12 protein-coding genes are annotated in these 23,904 nt (G+C 53.7%); 11 read left to right on the plus strand and 1 reads right to left on the minus strand.

Annotation, left to right across the window (positions count from 1 at the left end):
- Positions 1–75: 75 nt before the first annotated feature.
- The 3 genes from FHS90_RS02505 (at position 76) to FHS90_RS02515 (ending at position 5,575) form a co-directional block, all read left to right on the plus strand.
- On the plus strand, positions 76–2,799 hold the full coding sequence (locus FHS90_RS02505) for an Ig-like domain-containing protein (RefSeq protein ID WP_182511502.1): 2,724 nt from the start codon (positions 76–78) through the stop codon (positions 2,797–2,799).
- Positions 2,800–2,803: 4 nt separating this feature from the next.
- Complete coding sequence (locus FHS90_RS02510) at positions 2,804–3,790, plus strand: PorP/SprF family type IX secretion system membrane protein (RefSeq protein ID WP_182511504.1); 987 nt, start codon at positions 2,804–2,806, stop codon at positions 3,788–3,790.
- Between the two features lie 219 nt (positions 3,791–4,009).
- The gene (locus FHS90_RS02515) at positions 4,010–5,575 is read left to right on the plus strand and encodes an arylsulfatase (protein WP_246386570.1); all 1,566 of its coding nucleotides are present in this window, start codon (positions 4,010–4,012) and stop codon (positions 5,573–5,575) included.
- 202 nt (positions 5,576–5,777) lie between these two features.
- Here the strand turns inward: FHS90_RS02515 and FHS90_RS02520 are convergent, their stop codons facing one another.
- Complete coding sequence (locus FHS90_RS02520; RefSeq protein ID WP_182511508.1) at positions 5,778–6,041, minus strand: hypothetical protein; 264 nt, start codon at positions 6,039–6,041, stop codon at positions 5,778–5,780.
- A 178-nt stretch (positions 6,042–6,219) separates the two neighbouring features.
- Here FHS90_RS02520 and FHS90_RS02525 point away from each other — a divergent pair, with 178 nt between their 5' ends.
- From FHS90_RS02525 to FHS90_RS02560, 8 genes are all read left to right on the plus strand, one after another.
- Positions 6,220–7,722, plus strand: a complete 1,503-nt coding sequence (locus FHS90_RS02525) for a sulfatase family protein (RefSeq protein WP_182511511.1) — start codon at positions 6,220–6,222, stop codon at positions 7,720–7,722.
- Positions 7,723–7,826: 104 nt separating this feature from the next.
- A complete protein-coding gene (locus tag FHS90_RS02530; RefSeq protein ID WP_182511513.1) occupies positions 7,827–9,542 on the plus strand; it encodes an arylsulfatase in 1,716 nt (571 codons plus the stop codon).
- Between the two features lie 127 nt (positions 9,543–9,669).
- The gene (locus FHS90_RS02535; RefSeq protein WP_246386572.1) at positions 9,670–13,308 is read left to right on the plus strand and encodes a glycosyl hydrolase; all 3,639 of its coding nucleotides are present in this window, start codon (positions 9,670–9,672) and stop codon (positions 13,306–13,308) included.
- Positions 13,309–13,780: 472 nt separating this feature from the next.
- Positions 13,781–16,231 (plus strand): polysaccharide lyase family 8 super-sandwich domain-containing protein, encoded by a 2,451-nt coding sequence (locus tag FHS90_RS02540; RefSeq protein WP_182511515.1) that lies wholly within the window; start codon positions 13,781–13,783, stop codon positions 16,229–16,231.
- A gap of 342 nt (positions 16,232–16,573) precedes the next feature.
- Positions 16,574–18,778 (plus strand): beta-glucosidase, encoded by a 2,205-nt coding sequence (locus FHS90_RS02545; protein ID WP_182511517.1) that lies wholly within the window; start codon positions 16,574–16,576, stop codon positions 18,776–18,778.
- A gap of 566 nt (positions 18,779–19,344) precedes the next feature.
- Positions 19,345–20,838 (plus strand): sulfatase, encoded by a 1,494-nt coding sequence (locus FHS90_RS02550; RefSeq protein ID WP_182511519.1) that lies wholly within the window; start codon positions 19,345–19,347, stop codon positions 20,836–20,838.
- A 48-nt stretch (positions 20,839–20,886) separates the two neighbouring features.
- Positions 20,887–22,335 (plus strand): sulfatase-like hydrolase/transferase, encoded by a 1,449-nt coding sequence (locus FHS90_RS02555; protein WP_182511521.1) that lies wholly within the window; start codon positions 20,887–20,889, stop codon positions 22,333–22,335.
- A 332-nt stretch (positions 22,336–22,667) separates the two neighbouring features.
- Positions 22,668–23,900: a glycoside hydrolase family 27 protein gene (locus FHS90_RS02560; protein WP_182511523.1), complete on the plus strand. Its 1,233-nt coding sequence runs from the start codon at positions 22,668–22,670 to the stop codon at positions 23,898–23,900.
- Positions 23,901–23,904: the final 4 nt, after the last annotated feature.

Consider the following 23,904-nt stretch of genomic DNA (forward strand, 5'->3'; position numbering starts at 1 on the left):
GCTTAGAGGTGCAACAGAAGTATCTGTCAATGCATCTAAACGTTGCCTGCTTTATAAAATACAAAACATGTTATTATGAAAAGACTTTTACTGCTCTGTAGCCTTATGCTCCTTAGTGCATACGGCGCTACTGCGCAAGTTCTGTTTTCACAGGACTTTAATGACCCTTCAAAAACATCACCGGCAGACTATTTGGCAGCTGACCCGAACAATCCTAACGCAGCCCAGTTTTCAGGTCTTATAAGTGCAAATACCACCAATGTGATCAGTGTCACAGACGGCAAGTTACGTTTTGCAAAATCTATTGCTGGTAACATGGCTTTTACAAGAACGAATATTAGTGAAGCTCCCAAGTTTGTGAAGTTTGAGGTAGATCTCACGGTATCTAATAATGCTGCTGATGAACCCAACGCTGCCTCTTTTAATTTTGCCACCAACTTGGCAACTGGCCTCGGAAGCCCAGGAAATTCTGCGGTGCATTCTAAAATAATGTTGTATTTATCTGCTACAGATGGATATTTCACCCTAGTGCCAGTAGGAAGCACCACCATTCAAACCCCAGATAAATTATTCCACGGTACCCAACGCATCACATGGCTTGACAATAGGAGTGGTGCCGAAGTTAGCTACATTGGGCCTGACCATAAAGCATATACGTTAGCAAATGATGCCAGCGACACTTGGGTAGGAACTACCAGAATTGCTGATTTAACAGGGCTTCCGGCCAGGGTGCCTTCCCAGGATATCACCTCCTTAAAATTTACAATTACCGCTGGGGCTGCCACGTTAGACTTTGACAACTTTCTGTTGACCAAAATGCCGCTGGCAGTGCCTACAGGTTCAGTAAGTATTAACAGTGGGGCAGTAGCCACTAACAACACGGCAGTCACCTTGGCTATCACATCTAAGAATGCTGCCCAGATGAAGTTTTCAAATGATGGTAATACCTGGAGTGACTATGAACCCATGGGCACATCTAAACTATGGAGTATACCTGCGGGCGAAGGCACTAAAACAGTGTTCATGAAATTAAAGGATTCCAACGGAGTGGAATCTGTACAGGAGATAAAAGATGATATCATCTTTGATGTGACGGCGCCAGCGGCTCCTTCAATACCAGATCTTTTAGCCTCTGATGACAGCGGCCCCAGTGACACAGACAATGAAACAAATTTTATCAAGCCAACATTTGCAGGTACTGCAGAGGCAGGTTCAACGGTGAAAGTGTATGCAGGTACAGTTGAAATAGGCTCTGGAACGGCTAACGCAAACGGGGAGTGGGTGATAAAGTCTTCAGTAGAACTGGCAAATGGAACCTATGAAATAAAGGCCAAGGTCATTGACTTAGCGGGGAATGAAGGCCCGCTGAGCAGTGCATTGCTAATTACCATCAAAGCCGGGCCAACTGTTGCTATTACTTCGTCAGCCACCATTAGTACCAATGCCCCATTTACCTTGACCTTTACTTTTAGTGAAGAGGTAGCTGGTTTTGCACAAACAGATTTGGTGATTACCAATGGTGTAGCGTCAAATTTTACGGTAGTTAACGGTACCACGTACACTGTACTTATCACACCCCAAAACAATGCCGAAGTAACGGTGGGCATTCCGGCAGATGCTGCCCAGAATCCTCTTACAAACAATGGCAATAATGCGTCAGATACTTTTAAAATCTTATTTGATAATATAGCACCAACGGTAGCTTTGACTACCCCGGGAACCGAATATGTAAAAGGCCCCTTTACTGTTACGTTTACCTTTAATGAACCTGTCACCGCTTTTGAGCAGTCTGATATCACCCTGACCAATGCAACAGCATCAGCGTTTACAAAAGTGAGTGATAAAGTATACAGTATTTTGGTAACACCCATAGTTGCAGGGGAGATAAAAGTCTCTGTGGCCGCTAATGTCGCTCAAGACCTGGCAAATAATGCGAATACAGGCTCAACTGTACTTTCTAAAATCTATGATATAGTTAGCCCGGGAGGGTATGCTGTGGCATTCATGGGTTCTAGGATTGATGGCATAACTTCTTTATCTGCCACTCTGCGGGTGACAGGTGCTGAGCATGGCGCTACGTATAACTATGCCATAACCAGTTCTGGCGGCGGTACAGAAGTAAAAGGAAGTGGTACTGCCGCAACTTCTCAGTTTGATATTACTGGCATTGATTTGAAGGGACTAAAAGATGGCGTACTGACCGTTACCTTCTCACAGACAGACTTGGCAGGGAACAAAGGAGCCAACGTAACAGCAACGGTGACAAAGGTAATACCCAATGTGAAAGCTGTGGCCAATGTAAGCCCAATCAGTGTTCCTGTGCGAACAATCTTCACTATTTTACCTCTGCCTGCCCAGGTTGAAGTTGAATATTCTACCGGCGAGGTAGAGATGACCCCTGTTACCTGGGCAGTAGGCACCTATAATGGCTACCATTCAGGTAAATACACACTCAAAGGTACCGTCACCCCTAATTATGGTGGAACCAACACAAGCAATCTTTTCTCCTCGGTTGAAGTAATCGTTAGCGCTGATTTTAGCGTGGCAAACCTTTTCACTCCTAATGGTGACGGGAAGAATGACACCTGGATCATACCAGATCTAAGCTATTACAAAGAGGTGGTAGTAGAGGTTTTTGACCGCGAAGGGGTGCGCTTGTTCCATACTACTGATCCTGCTAAAGGGTGGGACGGCAGAAACCTGAATGGCAAGGTGATAGCAGGTCCGTATTTCTATGTCATTAGAGTAGCAAGTATCAGCTCAGTTAAAAAGGGAGTGGTAACCGTCATCAAAGATTAGTAACATGAAAAAGTTCCTTATCATAATAGGCTTGGCCGTCACTGGTTTAACCGTACAAGCCCAGAGCAGAAAATTCATTGGCAACTTCTCCCATTTTTCCCAGACATACAATCCCGCGCTCACAGGACAGCAAGGCTCAATGATCAAATCTTTTTACCGTGACCGCTGGAACGGTTTTGACAATGCCCCGCGCACCTTTTTTATTTCTGGTGAGGTGAACATGGCAGATATCAGAAACCACACGCTGCTTTCTTCCAGCGAACCGGAAGACGCCGCTGCACCGGCAGAAGCCACCGGGGTACAGCATGGGTTTGGAGTTTCAGTGCTCCATGACAGGTTCGGGCCGCTCAGGGAAAATCAGTTTACCTTAAACTATACCTCCGGAATCAGAATTTCTCAAAATGTTAACCTCCAGGGGGGAATTGGCTTTTCCTACGGCAACTCCAGAATGGCCAGCGAGGGGGTAATCCTGAATGATCAAGGCGATGCCAGTTTTGACAAATTCCTCTATGGGAATGAGCGCATTCACCGCTACGGTGTCAACCTTGGGGTGGCCCTCACCGCTGCAAATTACTACGTGGGATACGCGGTGCAAGACCTGGTGACGGGCTCTTTCTCAGACAATGATTTCCTGAAAGACAGATTCCCTATGCAGCACGTGGCCCAGTTTGGGGTGCGGCACAGCTTCACAGACCAATTGGGAGCGGTGCTGAACGGTATGTACCGGTATGACGCCAATGAAGAAGGCCTGTATGAAGCCCAACTCAAGGGCGTGTACAACAATTTCTTCTGGTTGGGCGCCGGTTACCGCCAAGACCTGGCTTACACGTTCAGCGGGGGCATACGGTTTGGTCAGCTCAACATTGGCTACCTGCGGGAAGAGGCCACCGGCAAAGCCGAAACCGTGTTCAATACCGCCAATGAAATTGTAGTGTCTTACAACCTGGCTCCGGTACTGACCGGCGCAGGCAAAGCCCTTTCCATTTGGTAGGAAAAGAGAGCAGTGTAGATTGTTTGTAGTGTGTGTGCCGGCCTCATCTATTTTTTTGGGTGGGGCCGGTTTTTTACCCCTGTTTTTGGGCTGTTTTATGGAAAATAGGCCAAAAACGCAAAGTTATTCTCCCTCACTGAACCAAGTACGCATATGGTGTTTTCTGCTCGGTTTCCCTCGCCCCGTTTTCCGCTTTTTCTCTGGTTAGTGGCTTGTCTATTGGTTTTTCCTAAGGGGAGCCATGCCCAGGAACGGCCCAACATTGTGCTTATCATGGCAGATGACATGGGCTTCTCAGATATTGGCAGTTACGGCGGCGAAATTCCCACGCCCAACCTTGATCAATTGGCGCAGAAAGGGCTACGGTTCTCGCAGTTTTACAACGTGGGCCGCTGCTGTCCGTCACGGGCGGCGCTGCTCACCGGGCTGGCGCCGCACCAGGCGGGCATCGGCCACATGGCCGAAGACCCTGAAAAACCGAAAGTGAACGACTGGGGCGTGCACGGCTACCGGGGCTACCTCAACCGCAACAGCGTCACGCTGGCCGAAGTCCTGAAGGCCGCCGGCTACCACACCTACATGGTGGGCAAATGGCACGTGGGCATGCACGGCAAGGAAAAATGGCCTGTGGGCCGAGGGTTTGAGCAGTTCTACGGCATCCTGTCGGGTGGGGCCAGCCACTTGCAACCCTTTCCGCCGCGCGGCGTGACCCTGAATGATGGACCCACCCAATATGACTTCGCCCCAGATTTTTATGACACAGACGCGTTCACAGACAATGCCATCACCTTCCTGAAACAACAGAAAGACAACAAGCCGTTCTTCCTGTACGTGGCCCACACCGCGCCGCACTGGCCGCTGCAGGCAAAGAAAGAAGACTATGAGCCCTTTGTGGGCAAATACCTGAAAGGCTGGGACGTAGTACGCCAAGACCGGCTCAAGAAACAGCTGGAAATGGGCTTTATCAAGCCCGAATGGGGTATGGCCCAGCGCGAAATGCGGCCCTGGGAAGAGTTAACCGACAAAGAAAAAGAAGACGTGGATTTCCGGATGGCCGTGTACGCCGGGCAGGTCTACAACATGGACCAGAACATTGGCAAACTGGTCAACTACCTCAAGCAATCAGGCAAGCTGGACAACACGCTCATTCTGTTCCTGAGTGACAACGGCGCCTGCGCCGAACCTTACAAAGAACTGGGTGGTCGGCCGCAGGCCGAAGTGAACGATCCGCTTAAGTTCTGGGTGGTGTCTTACGGGCAGGGGTGGGCCAACGCCAGCAACACGCCGTTTAAGCGGTTCAAGGTAGATACGTATGAGGGCGGTATTGCCACGCCGTTCATCGCGTTCTGGCCGAAGGGCATCAAAACCCAAGCCGGTAAATGGAACCACACGCCGTACCACATCCAGGACATTATGCCCACGCTGGTAGAACTGGCCCAGACCAAATACCCCAATACGTTCCACAACGGGCAGAAAATCATCCCCATTGAGGGTATTAGTTTGGCCGCTGCGTTCAAAGGCGCTCCTGAAAAGAAGAAACATGAATTCATGTACTGGGAGCACCAGGACAACTGCGCCATACGGTGGGGCAACTGGAAAGCCGTGAAAAAGCTGCCAGACACCACCTGGGAACTCTATGACCTGGCCAAAGACCGCACTGAGCGCCATAACCTGGCTGCCCAGCACCCAGACATCGTGCAGAAACTGAACGACCAGTGGTATGCCTGGGCCAATTCGCACCACGTGCTGCCCAAAGGAAACCAGGTTGACCCTTATAAAGACTAAGCCGTTTTTGGCCTGTTTTGGCCAAAACAGGCCAAAAACGCAAATTAGGTAAAGAGACAGGGTTAGAGTACAACCGTCTGGCTGCCGTCTATAGTTGGGAATTTTGCTGTCTATGCGCTGGCATCCGTTGCTTCTTCCGCTGTTCGGGATTTCTAATCCCGAACCACACGGCTGGGGATTTCTAATCCCCGTAGCGGGCCAGTTAAGAAAGCCAACGCAAGGGGATTAGAAATCCCCAGCAGACAACTTCCGGATTAGAAATCCGGAAGAGCGAAACAGCAAAAGCGGAAACAAAAAGCAAAAACGTTCTACTGATCGGGCTGGAAATCAAGGAGGGCTGTGGATTGAGCAAGGACTCAGAAGAGCACCGAGTTGAAGCAGCTGGCAAAATAAAGCTGGCAAAAGAATAAAAGAGAAACAGCAATAAAGAAGGTTTGCGCCGGAAAGAACCATCTGGCTTTTTCATCGGCTGGGGCCGGTTCAGGAATTTTCTGTTTTTGGCCTGTTTTGGCGAAAGTAGGCCAAAAACGCAGAGAATTAAACCAAGGCTTGTCCTTAAACGACTGCTGCGGTTGCGGCTCTAACACCAACTGTCTGGAAAAGTAGCATCGGCTTGCCGGACCCATTTATACCCACGTACCAACATGAACGTAAACTTTTTCAAACACGGCTTTTTACTGATCAGCTGGCTAGGGCTGGCATTGGCCGCATGTGCGCAGACCCCGTCCAAATCTGCCAGGAATCAACCCAATATCTTGCTTATCTTAGCCGATGACCTCACGTTTAGGGACATTGAGCCCTACGGGAATACCCAGGTGAAAACCCCCAACCTGGCCCGCCTGGCCAAGGAAGGCCTGTGCATAGACAACATGTACACCGCCACCGCCATGTGCGCGCCCGCCCGGCAGCAACTGTACACCGGCCTGTTTCCGGTACGCAACGGCGCGTTCCCCAACCACAGCCAGGTGTACCCGGGCACCAAAAGCGTGGCGCACCATCTGCAGGCGCTGGGCTATGAAACCGGTTTCATCGGCAAAAAGCACTACAATCCTGAATCTGCGTTTCCCTGGACGTATTTGGGCGGCCGTGACCATGACGACGGCACCGGCCAGGACATTGACCTAAGCAAAGCCGAAACCTACATCAACAGCCAGAAAACCAAACCGTTCTTCCTGGTGGTGGCCAGCAACCAGCCGCACGCGCCTTTGAACCGGGGCAACGCCGCCGCTTATCCGCCTGCCCAAATCAAGGTGCCCGCTGACCTGGTAGATACCAAAGAAACCCGCGCCCAACTCTCAAAATATTTCGCTGAAATCACGTACCTGGACAGTCTGGTGGGCGTGTGCCTGAACATCATTGACAAAGCCGGCCTCAAAGAAAACACGGTGGTCATGTTTGCCAGTGAGCACGGCTCGGGTTTTCCGTTTGCCAAATGGACCACCTATGACAGCGGCCTCAAGGCAGCATTTATTGTGCGGTGGCCCGGCCAGGTGAAACCTAATTCGCGCAGCAACACCATGATGCAGTACGCAGACGTGGTGCCCACGCTGGTAGACATCGCCGGGGGCGACCCTGCTAAAATCAATACGGGCAACAAAGATGCCACCGGCCAGACCGGGTTTGACGGCCTCAGTTTCAAACAGGTGCTGCTGGGGAAAACAGAGAAGCACCGTGACGTTGTGTACGGCGTGCACACCACCCGCGGCATTATCCAGGGCAGTGATTCATACCCCATCCGGTCGGTGCGGTCTGGCAGGTATCTGTACGTGCAGAACCTGAACCACCAGGCCAAGTTCCAGAACCTGGCCACCAAAGGCAAACTGATTGAATCCTGGTCCCAGACCGGGAACGCGCAAGATGCCTCCCGTGCCCAGAAGTTTGTTTCCCGCCCGGCGGAAGAATTGTATGACGTGCAGAAAGACCCTTACCAACTTACCAATCTGGCGGGCCAGCCAGCGCTCAAAAACGTGCAGCAAGACCTCAGAAACCAACTGGCGGCCTTCATGAAACAGCAAGGCGACCAAGGCGTGGCCACTGAGATGCAGGCCCTTACCCGCCAACCTAAACACGCTGAAGACGGCGAAGCCGCTGGAACTCACGGCTCTGCCAACAAGAAAGGCGACAAAGGCAAGAAAAAGAAACAGTAAGCGCCTTTCGGCCGCTGGCCGAAGCACCTTCTACAGAAAACGCGTTTTCGGCCTGTTTTAGCCAAAACAGGCCGAAAACAGAAACTTTACCCTCTCAGTACAACATGAAAAAACCGTTTACAACCCTTCTCCCCAAATCTAAAATAGCCCTGGTGGGGCTAGCGTTGCTGGGGCTGGCCCAGCCAGGATTCGCCCAAAAGAAAAAAGCCCCCGAGAAACGCCCCAACATTGTCTTGATTTTAGCAGATGACCTGGGCTTTTCTGACATTGGCAGCTACGGCGGTGAAATCCAGACCCCCCACCTGGACCAGCTGGCGAGCAACGGGTTGCGGTTCAATCAGTTTTACAATGCCTCGCGCTGTTGCCCCACGCGGGCGGCGCTGCTTACCGGCTTGTACAACCACCAGGCGGGCATAGGCAACATGACCACCGACCAGAAACTGCCCGGTTACCGCGGCTACCTCACCGAGAACACCGTCACCATCGCCGAAGTCCTGAAAACCGTAGGCTACCAGACGGGTATGGTGGGCAAGTGGCACGTGTCTAACACCGAAGAGAAGAAGCCGGTAGAAGAGCATCTGCGGTGGCAGGCCAACCAGGTGAAATACCCCGAGTTTTCGCCCCTGAACCAGTACCCCACCGCGCGCGGCTTTGACAGATACTACGGCAACATCTGGGGAGTGGTGAACTTCTTTGACCCCTTCGGGCTGGTGAACGGAGACCAGCCGGTGCCTTTTGTGCCCAAAGGCTTTTACTACACAGACGCGCTCAATGACAGCGTCGCCGCCTACGTGCGCCAGTTCCACAAGAAAGAGCAGCCGTTTTTCCTGTACGTGGCCCACACCGCGCCGCATTGGCCGCTGCACGCCCTGCCCGAAGACATTGCCAAATACCGCAAAATCTACCAGGCCGGCTGGGACTCGGTGCGCAATGAGCGGTACCGAAAAATGCTGAAATGGAACCTGTTTCCGAAGGATAAAAACATTCTGTCAGAACGTTTTGCGCCGGAGGTAAGCTGGGCTGAAAACCCGGACAAAGCCTATGATATTGAGGCTATGGCCGTGCGCGCCGCCATGATTGACCGCATGGACCAGGGCATTGGCCGTCTGTTGAAAGCCTTGAAAGAAACCGGTGAACTGGACAATACGCTGGTGCTTTTCCTGAGTGACAACGGCGCCAGTTCAGACAACGCGCAGAACTACGGCCCCGGCTATGACCGCCCCGGCGAGACCCGCGCGGGCGAGAAAATCCATTATCCCGTGAAAAAAGAAGTGCTGCCCGGGCCTGAAAACACCTTCGCCTCGCATGACAAAATGTGGAGCAACGTGGCCAACGCGCCGTTCCGGTTCTGGAAAACCGAGTCGTATGAAGGCGGGCTCTGCACGCCGTTGATTGTGCATTGGCCGCAGGGGCTGAAAACCAAGAAAGGCAGCGTCACCGACCAAGTGGGCCACGTGTTTGACTTTATGGCCACTTTTATTGAACTGGGCGGGGCGCAATATCCCAAGCAGTTCAAAGGCAACGCTATTACGCCTACCGCCGGGAAAAGCCTGGTGCCCATCTTCCAGGGCAAGCAGCGGCAAGGGCATGAGTACCTTTTCTTTGAGCACATCGGCCGTAGAGCCGCCCGCCACGGCGACTGGAAAATTGTGACCCTCAACAACAAGCCCTGGGAACTCTACAACCTCAAAACTGACCGCACCGAACGCGTGGATCTGGCTGATAAACACCCAGAGATTGTTAAGAGTATGGCCGCCAAATGGCAGGAGTGGGCCACCAGCCACCAAGTATTGCCTAAGCCCAACGTGGCTAAGAAGTAAGTTTTCTTTACTCTTTGATTTCTGTTTTCGGCCTATTTTGGCCAAAACAGGCCGAAAACAGAAATTTGGTAAGAGAGGAAGTGGCGAAAATAGGGGAGCCACCTTCTCAAGCTATTTTCAATTCTATATGAAAAGACGTACGTTTTTAAAAAGAACGGCAGCCGCCGGTCTAATGACGCTCATCACGCCCAGCGGGGTGGTGCAGGCGTTCAGACCAAGTTTTGCGGGTTCGCTGGAGCAGGGCTTTAAGAACCCGCCCCCGGTATCCAGAACGCAGAACTACTGGTTCTGGATGAACGGCAACATCACCAAAAGAGGCATCACCCTTGACCTGGAGGCCATGCAGCGGGTGGGCATGGGTGGCGTGCAATGTTTCAACGTAGGCAATGCCATTCCCAAAGGGCCGGTAGATTACCTGAGTCCTGAATGGGTGGAGCTGACCAAACACGCCATGAACGAGGCGGGTCGGTTAAACCTGGAATTCTCCATGCACAACTGCCCGGGCTGGTCGTCTAGCGGGGGGCCTTGGGTGACCCCAGAGATGGGTATGCAGCAAATCGTCTGGACCAATACCTACATCACCGGCGGCGCTGAAACCAACGTGAAACTCGCCCAGCCCACCACGGTGCGGGGTTTTTACAAAGATACGTACCTGTTGGCTTACCCCACGCTGGAGGGCGAAGAACAGGGCAACCCCTACATCATTGATGACTTGCTCAGGAAAGCGAATTTCCCGCTCAAAGTAGCCGGTGAAAATCCGTTTCTCAAAGGCCGTCCGGTTTCCGCTGACACCAACTTGACCCCTGGCGCTTTCATTGACCCGGCCAAGGTGCTCAATATTTCAGAGCATTTAGGCAAAGACGGTACCCTCAAGTGGAAAGCCCCCAAAGGCAAATGGACGGTGCTGCGCCTGGGCCACACCGTCATAGACCGCGAGAACCGCGCCGCCCCCGAAAGCGGCATCGGGCTGGAGGTAGATAAATACCGCAGCCAGGCCCTGGATTTCCATTTCAACAAGCTGTTAAAGAACCTCATGCCAGTAGTGCGGCAATGGGCGAACAAAACCAAAGTGGGGCTCCTGATTGACAGCTACGAGGTGGGCCTGCAAAACTGGACGCCCGCCATGGCCGCCGAGTTTGAGAAACGCCGGGGCTATGACTTCGTGAAATACCTCCCGGCCGTGACCGGCAGAATTGTGGGTGACCTGGACACCTCTGAACGGTTCCTATGGGATTTCAGGAGAACCCACGCCGATCTCATTGCCCAGAACTATTACGGGCGCTTCGCAGAGCTTTGCCGCCAGAACGGCATGACCAGCTACGTGGAACCGTACAGCGAGGTGGCGCCCTTTGACCAGATGGAGGTAGGCTCTAAAGTAGACATCACCATGGGCGAATTCTGGGGCCGGGGCTCCCGGCTTTTCTCAACAGACAAGCTGGCGTCTTCCATTGCGCACGTGTTCGGGAAATATACAGACGGTCGCCAGATTGTGGGCGCTGAGGCCTTTACCGGTGACCCCCGCCATTCTAAATGGATGGAGCACCCCTACACCATGAAAAGCCAGGGCGATTTTATGTTCACCAGCGGGGTAACCCGGTACATTTTCCACCGGTACGCCCACCAGCCGCACAGCACCGCCCGGCCGGGCATGACCATGGGGCAGTTCGGGTTTCATTATGACCGCACCAACACCTGGTTTGAGCAGAGCAGAAGCTGGCTCACCTATATCAACCGTTGCCAAAACGTCTTGCAGCAGGGCGTTTTCTGCGCAGATATTTTGTACTACGCCGGGGAGACCGTACCCAGCGACAAGCTTTCGCACACCGTGGAGCCCAACCCGGCGCCCCCCAAAGGCTATGACTGGAACTGGGCCAACAAAGACGTCCTGACCAGAATACGCATTCAAAACAGTGCTATCTCGCTTCCGGGCGGGCCCACCTACAAAATGCTGGTGCTCATTCCCAAGAAAGACATGTCCCTGGAGGTGCTGCAAACCCTGCGTCAACTGGTTAACCAGGGAATGGTGCTGGTGGGCAATCCGCCGGAACGCACGCCAGGCCTGCAAGGGCACCAGAAGAATGAGGCTGCGCTTAAGCAATTGGTGCGGGAGCTTTGGGGAGACAGTCCGGCCGCGGTGCGGAAGGTGGGGGCGGGAACGGTGTTCCGTTACCAGCCGTTAGACCAGGTGGTGGCGCAACTGAACCTAAAACCAGACTTCGAGTTTACGTCTAAATCTGGGGACGCAGAAGTGAACTTCATTCACCGTACCATTGAGGGCGGCGAGGTCTATTTCATTGGCAGCAGGCGCCGGTTAAAAGAAGACCTCACGGCTATGTTCAGGGTGACCGGCAAACAGCCCGAGCTTTGGGACGCCGCCACCGGCGAAATCAACAAATTAGAAGTTTTTGACCAGATAGACGGTAGAACGGTAGTGCCGCTGCAATTAGACCCCAGCGGCTCCTGTTTCATTGTGTTCCGGGAACCGGTAGCCTCCACCCACATCAGATCCATAGAAAGAGACGGAACTGCGTTGGTGTCTACCCAAGATTTCAGGCGAATTGCCCCTGGCCGTTACAGAGACGTCACCGCCAACTTTACGGTGACCGCCTGGGTGAAACCCGAGGTAGATGACCAGCTGGACGGCCGCTTTGAGGGGAAACAGATTTCAAGCCACCTGTTTTATCCGCCGGAAGGCGAAGTGCTCTACGGCGAAGGCCATGCCGCCTGCGGGTTGGTGGTGGCTCGCAACGGTATCATTGTCTCTGAACGGGCCAAAGGCGGGTTGAGCAAGGCGCTCATCGTGCCGCTGTCGCTTTCTGGTTGGACCCACGTGGCGCTGGTGTACAAAGACAATGTGCCTTCTGTGTACGTGAACGGAAAATTCATAAGCGCCGGGAAAAAGTCCAGAAAGATTGTGCACCCCGGCGTGGGCGATTTCAAGCAGGATTACAGCGGCTGGCTGTTTGAGGGCGATTTGAACAGCCTGGAGGTGACCAAAGAAGCGCTCTCCGCCGAGCGAATCCAGCAGCTGGCCCAAATCCCCGACAAAGGGCCCGAGCAACCGGGCAGCGTCTCGCTAGCCTCGGGCAAACCGGGCCTTCTGTTCTGGGAAAACGGGAACTATACCCTGCGCACGAATAAGGACAAAGCACTCACAGCCAAAATTTCTGGCATTGACCGCCCCACCGTGCTTTCAGGGGAATGGACAGTCAACTTTCCGCCCAATCTGGGCGCCCCGGCCAAGACCGTTTTGCCTCAATTGATTTCCCTGCATAAACACCAGGAAGACGGAGTAAAATACTTCTCGGGCACGGCCACTTACACCAAAGAATTCACCGTGCCCGCCAATGCCTTAGACAACGGCAAGCGTCTGTTCCTGGATTTGGGCAGGGTAGAAGTGATTGCCGAAGTCAAAGTAAACGGCAAAGACCTGGGCATTTTCTGGAAACCGCCGTTTCTGGTAGAAGTGACCAACGCGGTAAAGAAAGGCCGGAACAGTCTGGAGGTGCAAGTGACGAACCAATGGCCTAACCGTTTGATAGGTGATGAGCAATTACCCCCCGAGAATAAGTATGAAGGCCGCGGAGAGAACAGCACCGGGGTCATTCAAAAGCTACCAGACTGGTATGTGCAGGATAAGCCCAAGCCTGCCGGTGGCCGGGTTGCCTTCAGTACGTTCAAGCATTTCCTGAAAGATTCACCGTTGCTGGAGGCAGAGCTGATTGGGCCGGTGGTGTTGCGGTCTGCGGTACAGCATAAAGTATAAAGCCCGGCATTGCTCTTCAGGCTGTCTGTTTGGGAGCAGTTGAAAAGCTGAGGCTGGCCTCTGGCCGTTCTGCGGCCAGGATTGCGGGCTGAATAAAACTTGAGTGTAGATTACTTTAAAATCCTGCCTTGGTTACCGGGGCGGGATTTTCTTTACTGCCCAAACCGCCTTCCTGTTTCTGGCCTGTTTTACTCAAAATAGGGCCAAAACGTCTCATTCTGGTTCAACCCATTGCACGCGGGCCAGCGAAGGGTGATCTTGGAAGGGTGATCTTGTAAAGGAACCGGAGTGAAGGAATAGTCCTGGGAACTTTTACTTTCTGTATCAGGGGTACGCCGGGCGTTGTGGGTTTTCTCTCTCTAGCCTCCAATAAAAAGGGCCCTGGGGTGCAAGCGGCAGGTGAAGTCGGTTCCCTGCTGGGTTACACCGTGCCCGGGCCAATCTGCTAAATCAGTACTTAACTTATTGACCTATGATTCAACGTTACAAAAAGGCATTCCTGCTGGTATTTCTGAGCCTGGCAGCTCTCTCGGCACAAGCCCAGACCGCCGCCGAGTTAGAGACCATGTACACCCGGGTGTTCAACACTTACAACGGCCCTGCCGGTTATGACCTAAGCAATCAGAACGCAGACGGAACCTTCAAAAATGTGGTGTACCCCGCCGCGTATCCTTCAGACAAAACGGGCGGGCCGCGGCCGCACTTCACTGAGATGGTGGAGATTGCCCGCGCCTACCACACCCAAGGCCCAAGCTACAAGAGTGACGAATACCTGGACGCCTACTGCAAAGCCTGGAACTGGTGGACCGCAACCAACCCCACAGACACCAACTGGTGGTACCGCAGCATTGGCTGGCCCAATTCACTCATTCAATCATTTGTGCTCATGGCCAAAGACCTGAAAGAAAAGCGGCCCACCGTGTACAACAGCCTAGTGTCTTTCCTGATGTTTGAGTGGACCCCTGAAAAACTGGAAGAGTACAAGCAGGAGCCAGACGCCGCCAATACCACCGAGGTCTGCAAATACATCATGGCAACGGCCATTGTCAACGGTGACACCAAAACCCTGGCCGAGGTAGCCGAAATGTTCTACAGCCTCATCAAAATTGAGAAGGAAGACCGCACCAACGGCATTCAGCCAGACTTCGCTTTTAACCAGCACACCGGCAACGGGCGGCAGCTGTACATGGGCAACTACGGCAAGGAGTATTTGGGCGGCATCAGCTATTATATGAGCATCACCTCTGGTACTTCTTTAGCCGTTCCCGCAGATAAAGTGAAGATTTATGAAGATCTTTTCCTGCACGGGGTAGCCTGGTTTATGTACCGCAACGTGTATGACTATAACCAGATGGGCCGCCGTATTTTGGGCGATGGCTACGAGAAAACCGTGGCCTGCCTGGCTGCTCTCATCAATGAGAATACCCCTCAGAAAGCCAAGCTTCAGGAACTCTATAACTGGATGACCCGTCCGGCAGACGCCAACCAACTCAACGTGCTGCGGGGTAACAAAATGTTCTGGCGGCATGACTACATGGTGCACAAAGGCACGAATTACTACGCCACTACCCGCATGACTTCGCCCCGCACCGTGGGCAATGAAAGCGCCAACGGCGAAGGACTCAATAACTTCTACACCGGCTCTGGCCCCAACTATGTGTACATTACCGGTACTGAAATACAGGACATCTATGATGATATGAACTGGCGCCGCCTGCCGGGTGTCACCGCCCCCCAACGACCCATGAGCGTGGCGTTGCCCACAGTTCCCATTGGCAAGGGCGGGAACAGCCTGAATCCCTTCGCGGGAGGCGTGTCTGACGGCAGAACCGGTGCCGCCGGTTTTATGTACAACATGAACAAATCAGGGGAAATACGGCTAAGTGCTAACAAAAGCTGGTTTTATTTCCCAGACTACATTGTGGCCCTGGGCACCGACATCAAAGCCGTGTCTGGCCTTAACGTACCTTTCACCACTACCGTGAACCAGGTGAAGTATACCAATAACTTTTATGTAGACAACAATGGCCAGGAAGCTTCTCTGGTGAACGGGCAGTCGTTGGCACCGGTCACCTCCAACTGGGCGCACCTCAACAACATTGGGTACCAGTTCATCAACAACCAGAAACTGAACTTTGAAGTGCAGACCTCGGGCAACACCCAACTGGCTTGGATAGCCTTCAACCACGGGAACTTTCCGGCGGCCGAAAAATACGCCTACGCCATTTACCCCAATGTCACCAAAGAGCAGTTAGCCCAGAAAGTCAGCAGCACGCCGTTTGAGGTGGTGTCTAACACGGCCTCGGTGCAATGTGTGGTAGACCAGAACCTGAAAGTGGCCCAGGCTGTTTTCTTCACCGCCGGCCGCCAGAATCTACCCGGCGACCTGGGCTTTCTAGAAACTGATCAACCTGCCGTCATTCAGCTGCGCTGGACCAATGACTCCTTGTATGTGGCTGCGGCCAACCCGTTCTGCGAAACAATGCCCGTGGCCTCTATTACCGTGAAAGTGAAAGGCCTGTACGTCGGCGAGCAGACAACGGCAGAGCCGTCTACCCAGGTTAGCACGGTGGTGGTGCCTATGCCCAGCGCCATAGAATTCCAGGGCCAAAGCGTGCTAGTGGGCTTAAGAAACGCCACCGTTTTGAGCAGCACTCAGGAAATGGCAGAGAAGGGAACCGCCTTGTTGGTATATCCCAGTCCGGCGGTCTCTGGTACTCAATTCATCATTCAGAATGCGCAGGCAGCTGGCCGCAAAGAGCCGCAAAAGGTGCGCATCTATTCTCTGGCGGGTTTGAAAGTGCAGGAAACGTTGGTGAAACCCAATCAGGAGAATCAACTGCACATTTCTACCGCAGGTCTGGCCCCGGGCCTTTACGTGGTAAGCTGCGAGGGCAGAGTAGCAAAGATTGTGGTGCAGTAGCGGTGGGGGCACGGGCCTGTTTTCTTCCGCTGGGCGGAAATCTGGGTTAAAGAATGCCCCGGCCAAAAAGCCAGCTGCAAAAATAACTTCATGAGTGTAGAGTACTGCTTGAAATCCCGTTCCGGTATCCGGAACGGGATTTTTCCTTTTTATGGCATAAATGCGTTTTCGGCCTGTTTTGGCCAAAACGGGCCGAAAACAGGAGTCTGCAGGCGGGAGGCAAAGCCCTACCTCTGGGGGCTCTACAAAACTGTTAGCAAAAGCACGAAAACTGACAGCGGCGGCCGCCCCAAAAAAGTAGCTTTGGATCTGTAATACTACTACCCAAGCCTAGCCTGTACCATGAAAGCGTTTGTTTTTACCCTGGCTGCGGTCCTTACCGTTTCCTCCCTCTTCGCGCAGCGGGTAGACGAGAAAGAACTGCAGCCGCTGTCTGCATTCAAGAACTTCCCCCAGGGGGCGGTGTACCAGAACACCAGCTTATCGCCCGAAGCCCGGGCCAGAGACGTGCTCAAGCACCTCACCTTTGAGGAGAAACTGTCCCTCACCGGCGGCTACAAGTCCTTCTGCTTTCCGGGTGTGGCGCGGTTGGGGTTAAGGCCGGCCATCATGGCAGATGCCTCACAGGGCATACGGCTGCAGACCATTGCCAGCAAAGCCAACAGCACCTCGTTCCCGCCCATGCTGGCGCTGGCCGCCACCTGGAACCCGGCGTTGGCGCAGGCCTTCGGGAAAAACATTGGGGAGGAGTGTAAAGCGCACGGTGTAGATTTTCTGCTGGGGCCGGGCATTAACCTGCAGCGCCTCTCGGTGGGCGGCCGTAACTATGAGTACATGGGCGAAGACCCGCTGCTCACCTCGGTCATAGCAGTGAACTACATCAACGGGTTGCAGAGCCAGGGCGTTATTGCCACGGCCAAGCATTTCATAGCCAATGACCAGGAGTTTGTGCGCCACATTGCCAGCAGCGACCTGGATGAGCGCACCCTGCGGGAGATTTACCTCAAGCCTTGGGAAGCGGTGGTAAAACAGGCCAGGGTACGGGCCATCATGACCGGCAACAACGCAATCAACGGAATCCCGGCCTCCATGCACCAGCCGTTGCTGAATGATGTTATGCGCCGCGAGTTCGGGTTTACGGGCGTGACCATGACTGACTGGCAGAACACCAACTACCACCCAGACCTGCAGTACCTGGTAGCCCGCTCGGGCCAGACCCTGCTCATGGCTAATAATGCTACGTTTGCCAAGTACATTCAGGACTTTGTCGCCAGATACCCTGCCCGGAAGGCAGAAGTGGAGGCTGATTTAGATTTCATGGTGTACCCCAACCTGTACACGCTTTTTGAAGCCGGGGTCTATGACCGCGCGCCCACTGACAAAGCCTTGCTGAACACGCTCCCCGCCCACAAAGAAACCGCCCGCCAATGCGCCGAGGAAGCTATTTGCCTCCTGAAGAATGAAACCAATGTGCTGCCCGTACAGCGTTCTAAAAAAGTGCTGCTGATGGGGGAAAACGAGCTGCACAGTGGCACGGGCAGCGGTTTTGTGGCGGGCTATGACCACACCAGCTTCGCCGAAGGCCTGAAGAAAACCTACGGCCAGAACTTTGAGGAAGCCGAAAAACCAACCGATGCCCAAATCAAAAACGCCAACGTGGTCCTGTTCCGGCTGAACAAGAAAGCGGGCGAAGGCTATGACGTGCCGTTTGAAGAACCCCAAGGCGTGAACGCTGAAATTGCCCGGGTGGCGGCCCTCAACCCCAACGTGGTGGTGCTCATCAGTTCGGCCAACGGCCTACCCATGCCGTGGCTGGGCCAGGTGAAAGGCGTGCTCTGGACCTTCTTTCTGGGGCAGGAGCGGGGCAATGCGCTGGCCAATATCATCAGCGGCAAAGTGAGCCCCTCGGGCCGGTTGCCGTTTACGCTGGAGAAAGACTTTCAGGATTCGCCAGACCCAGATTTCAATTTTCTGGGCGGAAAACCCTATTGGCAGGGCAACAACAACCACTACAAAGAATACTGGAAAGGGAATGAAAAGAACAGCAGGAAAGAGATAGCCAAGTATGTGAAGCCGCACCAATTGGTGCACCTGCCCTATGACGAAGGCGTGTTCATGGGCTACCGCTGGTTTGACAAGCAGCAGAAAGAAGTCCTGTTCCCGTTTGGCTATGGGTTGAGCTACACCTCGTTCACCTACACCAATCCCAAAATCTCCAAAGCCACCCTCTCCGGCCAGGACTCAGTGCAGGTGCAGTTCACCCTGAAGAACACGGGGAAACAAGCCGCCGCCGAGGTGGTGCAACTCTACGTGTCAGACAAAGAGGCAAGCGTTGACCGCCCGGTACGGGAGCTGAAAGATTTCCAGAAAGTGTACCTCAAGCCGGGCCAAAGCCAAACCGTCTCGTTCTGGGTCAACCGCCAGGACCTGTCTTTCTGGGACACCCCCACCCACAGCTGGAAAGCTGAACCCGGAGCCTTTGAACTTTCAGTGGGCAGTTCGTCCCGGGCCTTACGGTTTACGCAGGTATTTACGCTGGAGAAATAGCTACTGTCAAGAGTCTCCGTTGGGCCTCACAGATATTCAGATTCTGTGAGGCCTTTCTGTTTTTGGCCTGTTTTGGCCAAAAACAGAAAGGCTCTGGTAATGGGGGAGAATAACGGACAGGGCTGTATCCCCGGCAGGCCAGGCAAAAGTTTCACCCCGCTGCGGCTGCCATTAAACCTAATGGCCCCACTCGCATCTAAGTACCAAACCAGGTCAGGAACAGACAAGATGCTCCTTTCCTGTTTCCGGGCTGTTTTTCTGAAAACAGGCCAAAAACAGGAAAGGGAACGTGGGGAGAGAAACCGCGACGGACCCGTCTAAACCTGCCTTGTACCCCTTTCTACATTTGTTGCAGCATTAGCGACAATAGTGGCACAGCGGCCCACCGGCACCCGCTATCTTCGGGACAGATACGTTGGGGTATTCCCGCCTGGAGGTTTGGGGCAACGGGAGCTGGAGATTCACGCCGCCCGCCCCTAAACGTGAATAACTTTCGGCCCGGGCCGAAGAAAAAGAGGAATACTACCACTTCGGCTGTAGCCGATGAGAAAGAAGCATAAACCGGCATGAAAAACAGATTCTTGAGTACGCTGCCTCTGCTATTACTGCTGGTGCTTGGCTTTGAAAGCCTGGCACAGCCGATGCAAAAGCCCAACGTGCTCTTTATTGTGGTAGATGACATGAACACCTGGGGACTGGTAAATGATTACCCCGTGCTCAAGGTGCCCAACCTCAGGAAACTGCTGTCCCAGTCTCTCTACTTCCAAAACGCCACCTGTGCCGCCCCCAAGTGCATTCCGTCACGGGCTTCATTCTTTAGCGGCAAGTATCCGCATAACACTGGCGTATACCAGAACGGGCCTAACGTGTGGGGCACCTCAGACGTGCTGACCCAGGTTGAAGCCCTGCCTGAGCTGTTTAATCGCAACGGCTACACCACCTGGGCCGGGGGTAAGACGTTCCACGTACCTTTGCCGGGCAACCGTGAGGAAAAAATGTGGGACAACAACGTGCACCACGGCGGCTACGGCCCCTGGGTAGCCCGCGCCGGGCAGTGGTTTGACACCAAACCCTGGGAAGGCCCCGATTCTGACTTTACCGATGTGGTGACCGCCGAACAGGCCATGGCGTTTCTGGGCCAGCAGCAGGAGAAACCATTCTTCATGTACTGGGGCCTGTACCGCCCGCACAACCCCTACACGGCCCCCAAACGCTTCTATGACCTGTATGAAGGGGTCACGTTCCCCATGCCGCCGGGCTTTGCCGCCAATGACCTGAATGACGTGCCGCCCATGGGCCAAGCCCTCACCGACGGCCTGGCCCCTCTGTACCGGAAAGTCCCCAACAAAGAGCAGGCCCTGCAAACCTACCTCAAAGCTTATTGCGCCAATTACTCATTTGCTGACTGGAGCGTGGGCCGCGTGCTGGACGCGCTGGAGAAAAGCCCGTACGCCCAGAATACCCTGGTAATATTTGCGTCTGACAACGGCTTTCACAACGGCACCAAAAACCACTGGACCAAAGAAACCCTCTGGGAGCAGGCCACTACTATTCCGCTGTTAATCAGGTTGCCCAACGGCAAAGGCGTGGTCTGCCCGCAGACGGTGAGTTTGATTGACATTTACCCCACGCTGGTAGAATACTGTAACTTGAGCCCGCCCAAACAGCAACTGGACGGCCTGAGCATGATGCCCGTCCTGAAAAACCCGAAGACCCGCTGGGAACGCCCCGGCCTCACCACCACCCGCGAGAACTACAGCGCCGTGCGTACCCAGCAGTACCGCTACATCAAATACGCCGATGGCTCTGAGGAACTCTATGACCACCAGCAAGACCCCTATGAACTGAAAAACCTGGCGCAGCAACTCTCCCTGAAACCTGTGATGGTGAGCTTGGCCAAACAGGTACCCAGCCAGTTCAAAAAGTCAGTGCCTGTGAAAGGCGATGCATCTGATGCCGGTGGCCACGCCGCCGCCGGTGACGCGCCCGCCAAGAAGAAAGGCGGCAAAAAAGTCAGCGCAGCCGAAGGTAAAAAGAGAAAAGCCCAGAACCAGGAGTAAGCCGTTTATAAGCTATTTTTCCTAAAACAGACCAAAACTGAAACACCCATGAAATACCTGAACAAATTAGTCCTGCTCCTGGCCTTGTGTATCTGGCAGAGCCCGGGCGCGCAGGCCCAGACCAAAGGCAAGAAGCCCAACATCATCATTATCCTGGCCGATGACATGGGCTGGGGCGATGTAGGCTACCACGGGGGCAGCATCAAAACCCCGGTGCTGGACCAATTGGCCAAAGATGGTGTGGAGTTGAACCGCTTCTACGTGGCCGCGGTTTGCTCACCCACCCGAGCCGGACTCCTGACCGGCCGCTACCCAGACCGGTTCGGGCTGCGTACCACCGTGATTCCGCCCTGGTCCAGCTTTGGGGTTGACACCAAAGAAGTTTTTTTGCCAGAGATGCTAGCCAAGGCCGGGTATAAAAACCGTGCGGTTTTGGGGAAATGGCACCTGGGCCACGCTGATTTGAAATACCACCCGCTTAACCGCGGCTTTACCCACTTCTACGGCCACCTCAATGGCGCTATTGATTACTTCACCCACGAGCGCGAAGGCGAGCTGGACTGGCACAATGACTTCAAACCCAGCCGTGACAAAGGCTACAGCACAGATCTGCTCACAGATGAGGCCGTGCGCAACATTAAGAGCTACAACGGGCAATCCCCCTTCTTTATTTACCTGGCCTACAATGCGCCGCACGGCCCGCTGCAAGCCAAGGAAGAAGACATGAAAGAATACGGCTATGACCCTGCTAAACCCAGCTTCGGGAAAAAGAACAATGACGAGAAGGAAGGCAAAGTGGGCCGCGGCAACACCCCAGAAATGACGTACGCCGCCATGGTCACCAACATGGACCGCAACATTGGCCGTATTCTGCAGACCCTCAAAGACCTGAAGATTGACGACAATACTATTGTGCTGTTCCACTCAGACAACGGCCCCGCCCCAGAAATCAAAGGCTCCAGCAGCGGTAAGCTACGAGGGGCAAAATTCACCGAATGGGAGGGGGGCGTGCGGGTGCCCGCTATCATCAGGTGGCCCGCCGGTTTCAAGGGCGGCAGTGTGAACAACCAGCTCATGGGCTACATAGACATCATGCCTACCTTGTTAGAAGTGGCCGGCGTGGCAGAAAAACCCAAGAACCCGCTAGACGGCATCAGCATGGCACCAGTGCTGACGGGCAAACAAAAAGAAGTTCAGCGCAGCTTCTACCTGGGCTCTGGCACTATCCTCAACAATTCCTGGAAACTGGTGTCGGCCAAGGGGTTGAACCCGCGCATCAAACTGGACGAAGACCACCTGTTCCAGATTGTGAAAGACCCAACTGAAAAGAACAACGTGGCCCAAGCCAACCCGGCTATTTATGCTGACCTGAAAAAGCAGCTGGATGTGTTTGACAACATCAAATCTCCGTTTGAGGTGCCGCCGTACGGCGAAGGCCGCAAGGGCTTTGTGGCTCCCAAAGACTGGCAAATCACCCAGCATACCGGTAAAAAATAACCCCCAGATTAGCGGCTGTTTTTGAAAAAGAGCTGCTACGCAGAACCATTGCCAATGATAATTTAACCTTCTGTTTTCGGGCTGTTTTGGCCAAAACAGCCCGAAAACAGAATAGAATTTTTCAGGTGGTACCGCAAATAGAAAAGCAAGTACCATTTTTTTGTTGTCATCCTGTAAGGATCTTGGTGGCAAACGGTAATACCATTTTTAACAACGTTTTTCTAGTTCGCCCATGAATACCTTTCAAACGGATAAATATGGATGTTTGGAGGTGGCCGCTTACTTAACGCAGAAAACTGCCCCCCTTCAAACCCTAAGCAATGACTAACCGCATGTGGAAAATAATCCTGGCCCTATGTTTACTCGTGGGCACAGTGGCCCAGGCGCAGGTACGCCCTGAACTGGCAAAATCGCCGCCCATGGGCTGGAACAGCTGGAACTGGTTCGGGAAAGAGGCTATCAACGAGCAGATGATACGCGAAATTATAGACGCCATGGCCAGCAGCGGCCTGCGTGACGCGGGCTACAACTACGTGGTGGTAGACGGCGGCTGGCGTGATTCCAAACTGGGCCCCAACGGCGAACTGCTGGTGCACCCTGCCAAATTTCCCGGCGGCATGAAAGCACTGGCAGATTATGCCCATTCTAAAGGAATGAAATTCGGGTTGCACACCACGCCCGGTTCCCATGACTGCGGCATGGACAAAGTGGGCGGCTGGGGCCTGGAGGAAGTGCACGTGAAACAGTTCAAAGACTGGGGCATTGACTTCGTGAAACTAGACAAATGCCGCTTTTCTTTAGACGAGCAGCCCAATTACCCGCGCAATGATCCGCGCTGGAAAAAAGGCTGGGAAAGTGAGCCCAAAAACCTGCAGACTGCCTACGCCAAGTGGAGCAAACTCATGAAGGAAAGCGGGCGGGATATGGTGTTGAGCGCCAGCGCGTACCAGTTCTTTCCGTGGTACCCACAGCTCACCAACCTGGGCCGTACCACCGGTGATATCAAATCTAAGCAGTCTGGTGGGGCTATTTTTGACTCTGAGAAGCCGGGCAGCGTGATGGCCATTGTGGAGAAAAACAACCGCCACGCCGCCAAAGCGGGCAACGGCTACTGGAACGACCCCGACATGCTGGTGACCGGTGACCAAGGACTGACCCAGGAAGAGCAGAAAGCCCATTTCGCGCTGTGGTGCCTCATGAGTTCGCCGCTCATTCTGGGCAACGACCCACGCGTGATGACTGCCCAAGAGAAAGCCATCATCTTGAACAAAGAAGCTATCGCCATTAACCAGGACCCTACCGAGCAAGGCAAAAGAATAAAGCAAGACGGCAAAGCCGAAGTTTGGGCCAAGAAACTGAAAAACGGTGATTACGCCGTGCTGCTGCTGAACCGTGATGCCCAAGCTGCTCAGAACATCACCGTGAACTGGACCGACCTGGGGTTAGCTGGAACCAAGAAAGTACGTGATGTGTACGCCGCCAAAAACCTGCCCGCCGCCAAAGACAAATTCAGCCAGAGCATTTCGCCGCGGTCAGGTTTGTTTCTGGTAGTACAGGCGAAATAGGGGA

Origin of the sequence: Rufibacter ruber (genome assembly GCF_014138425.1) — a bacterium.
GTDB classification, from domain to species: domain Bacteria; phylum Bacteroidota; class Bacteroidia; order Cytophagales; family Hymenobacteraceae; genus Nibribacter; species Nibribacter ruber_C.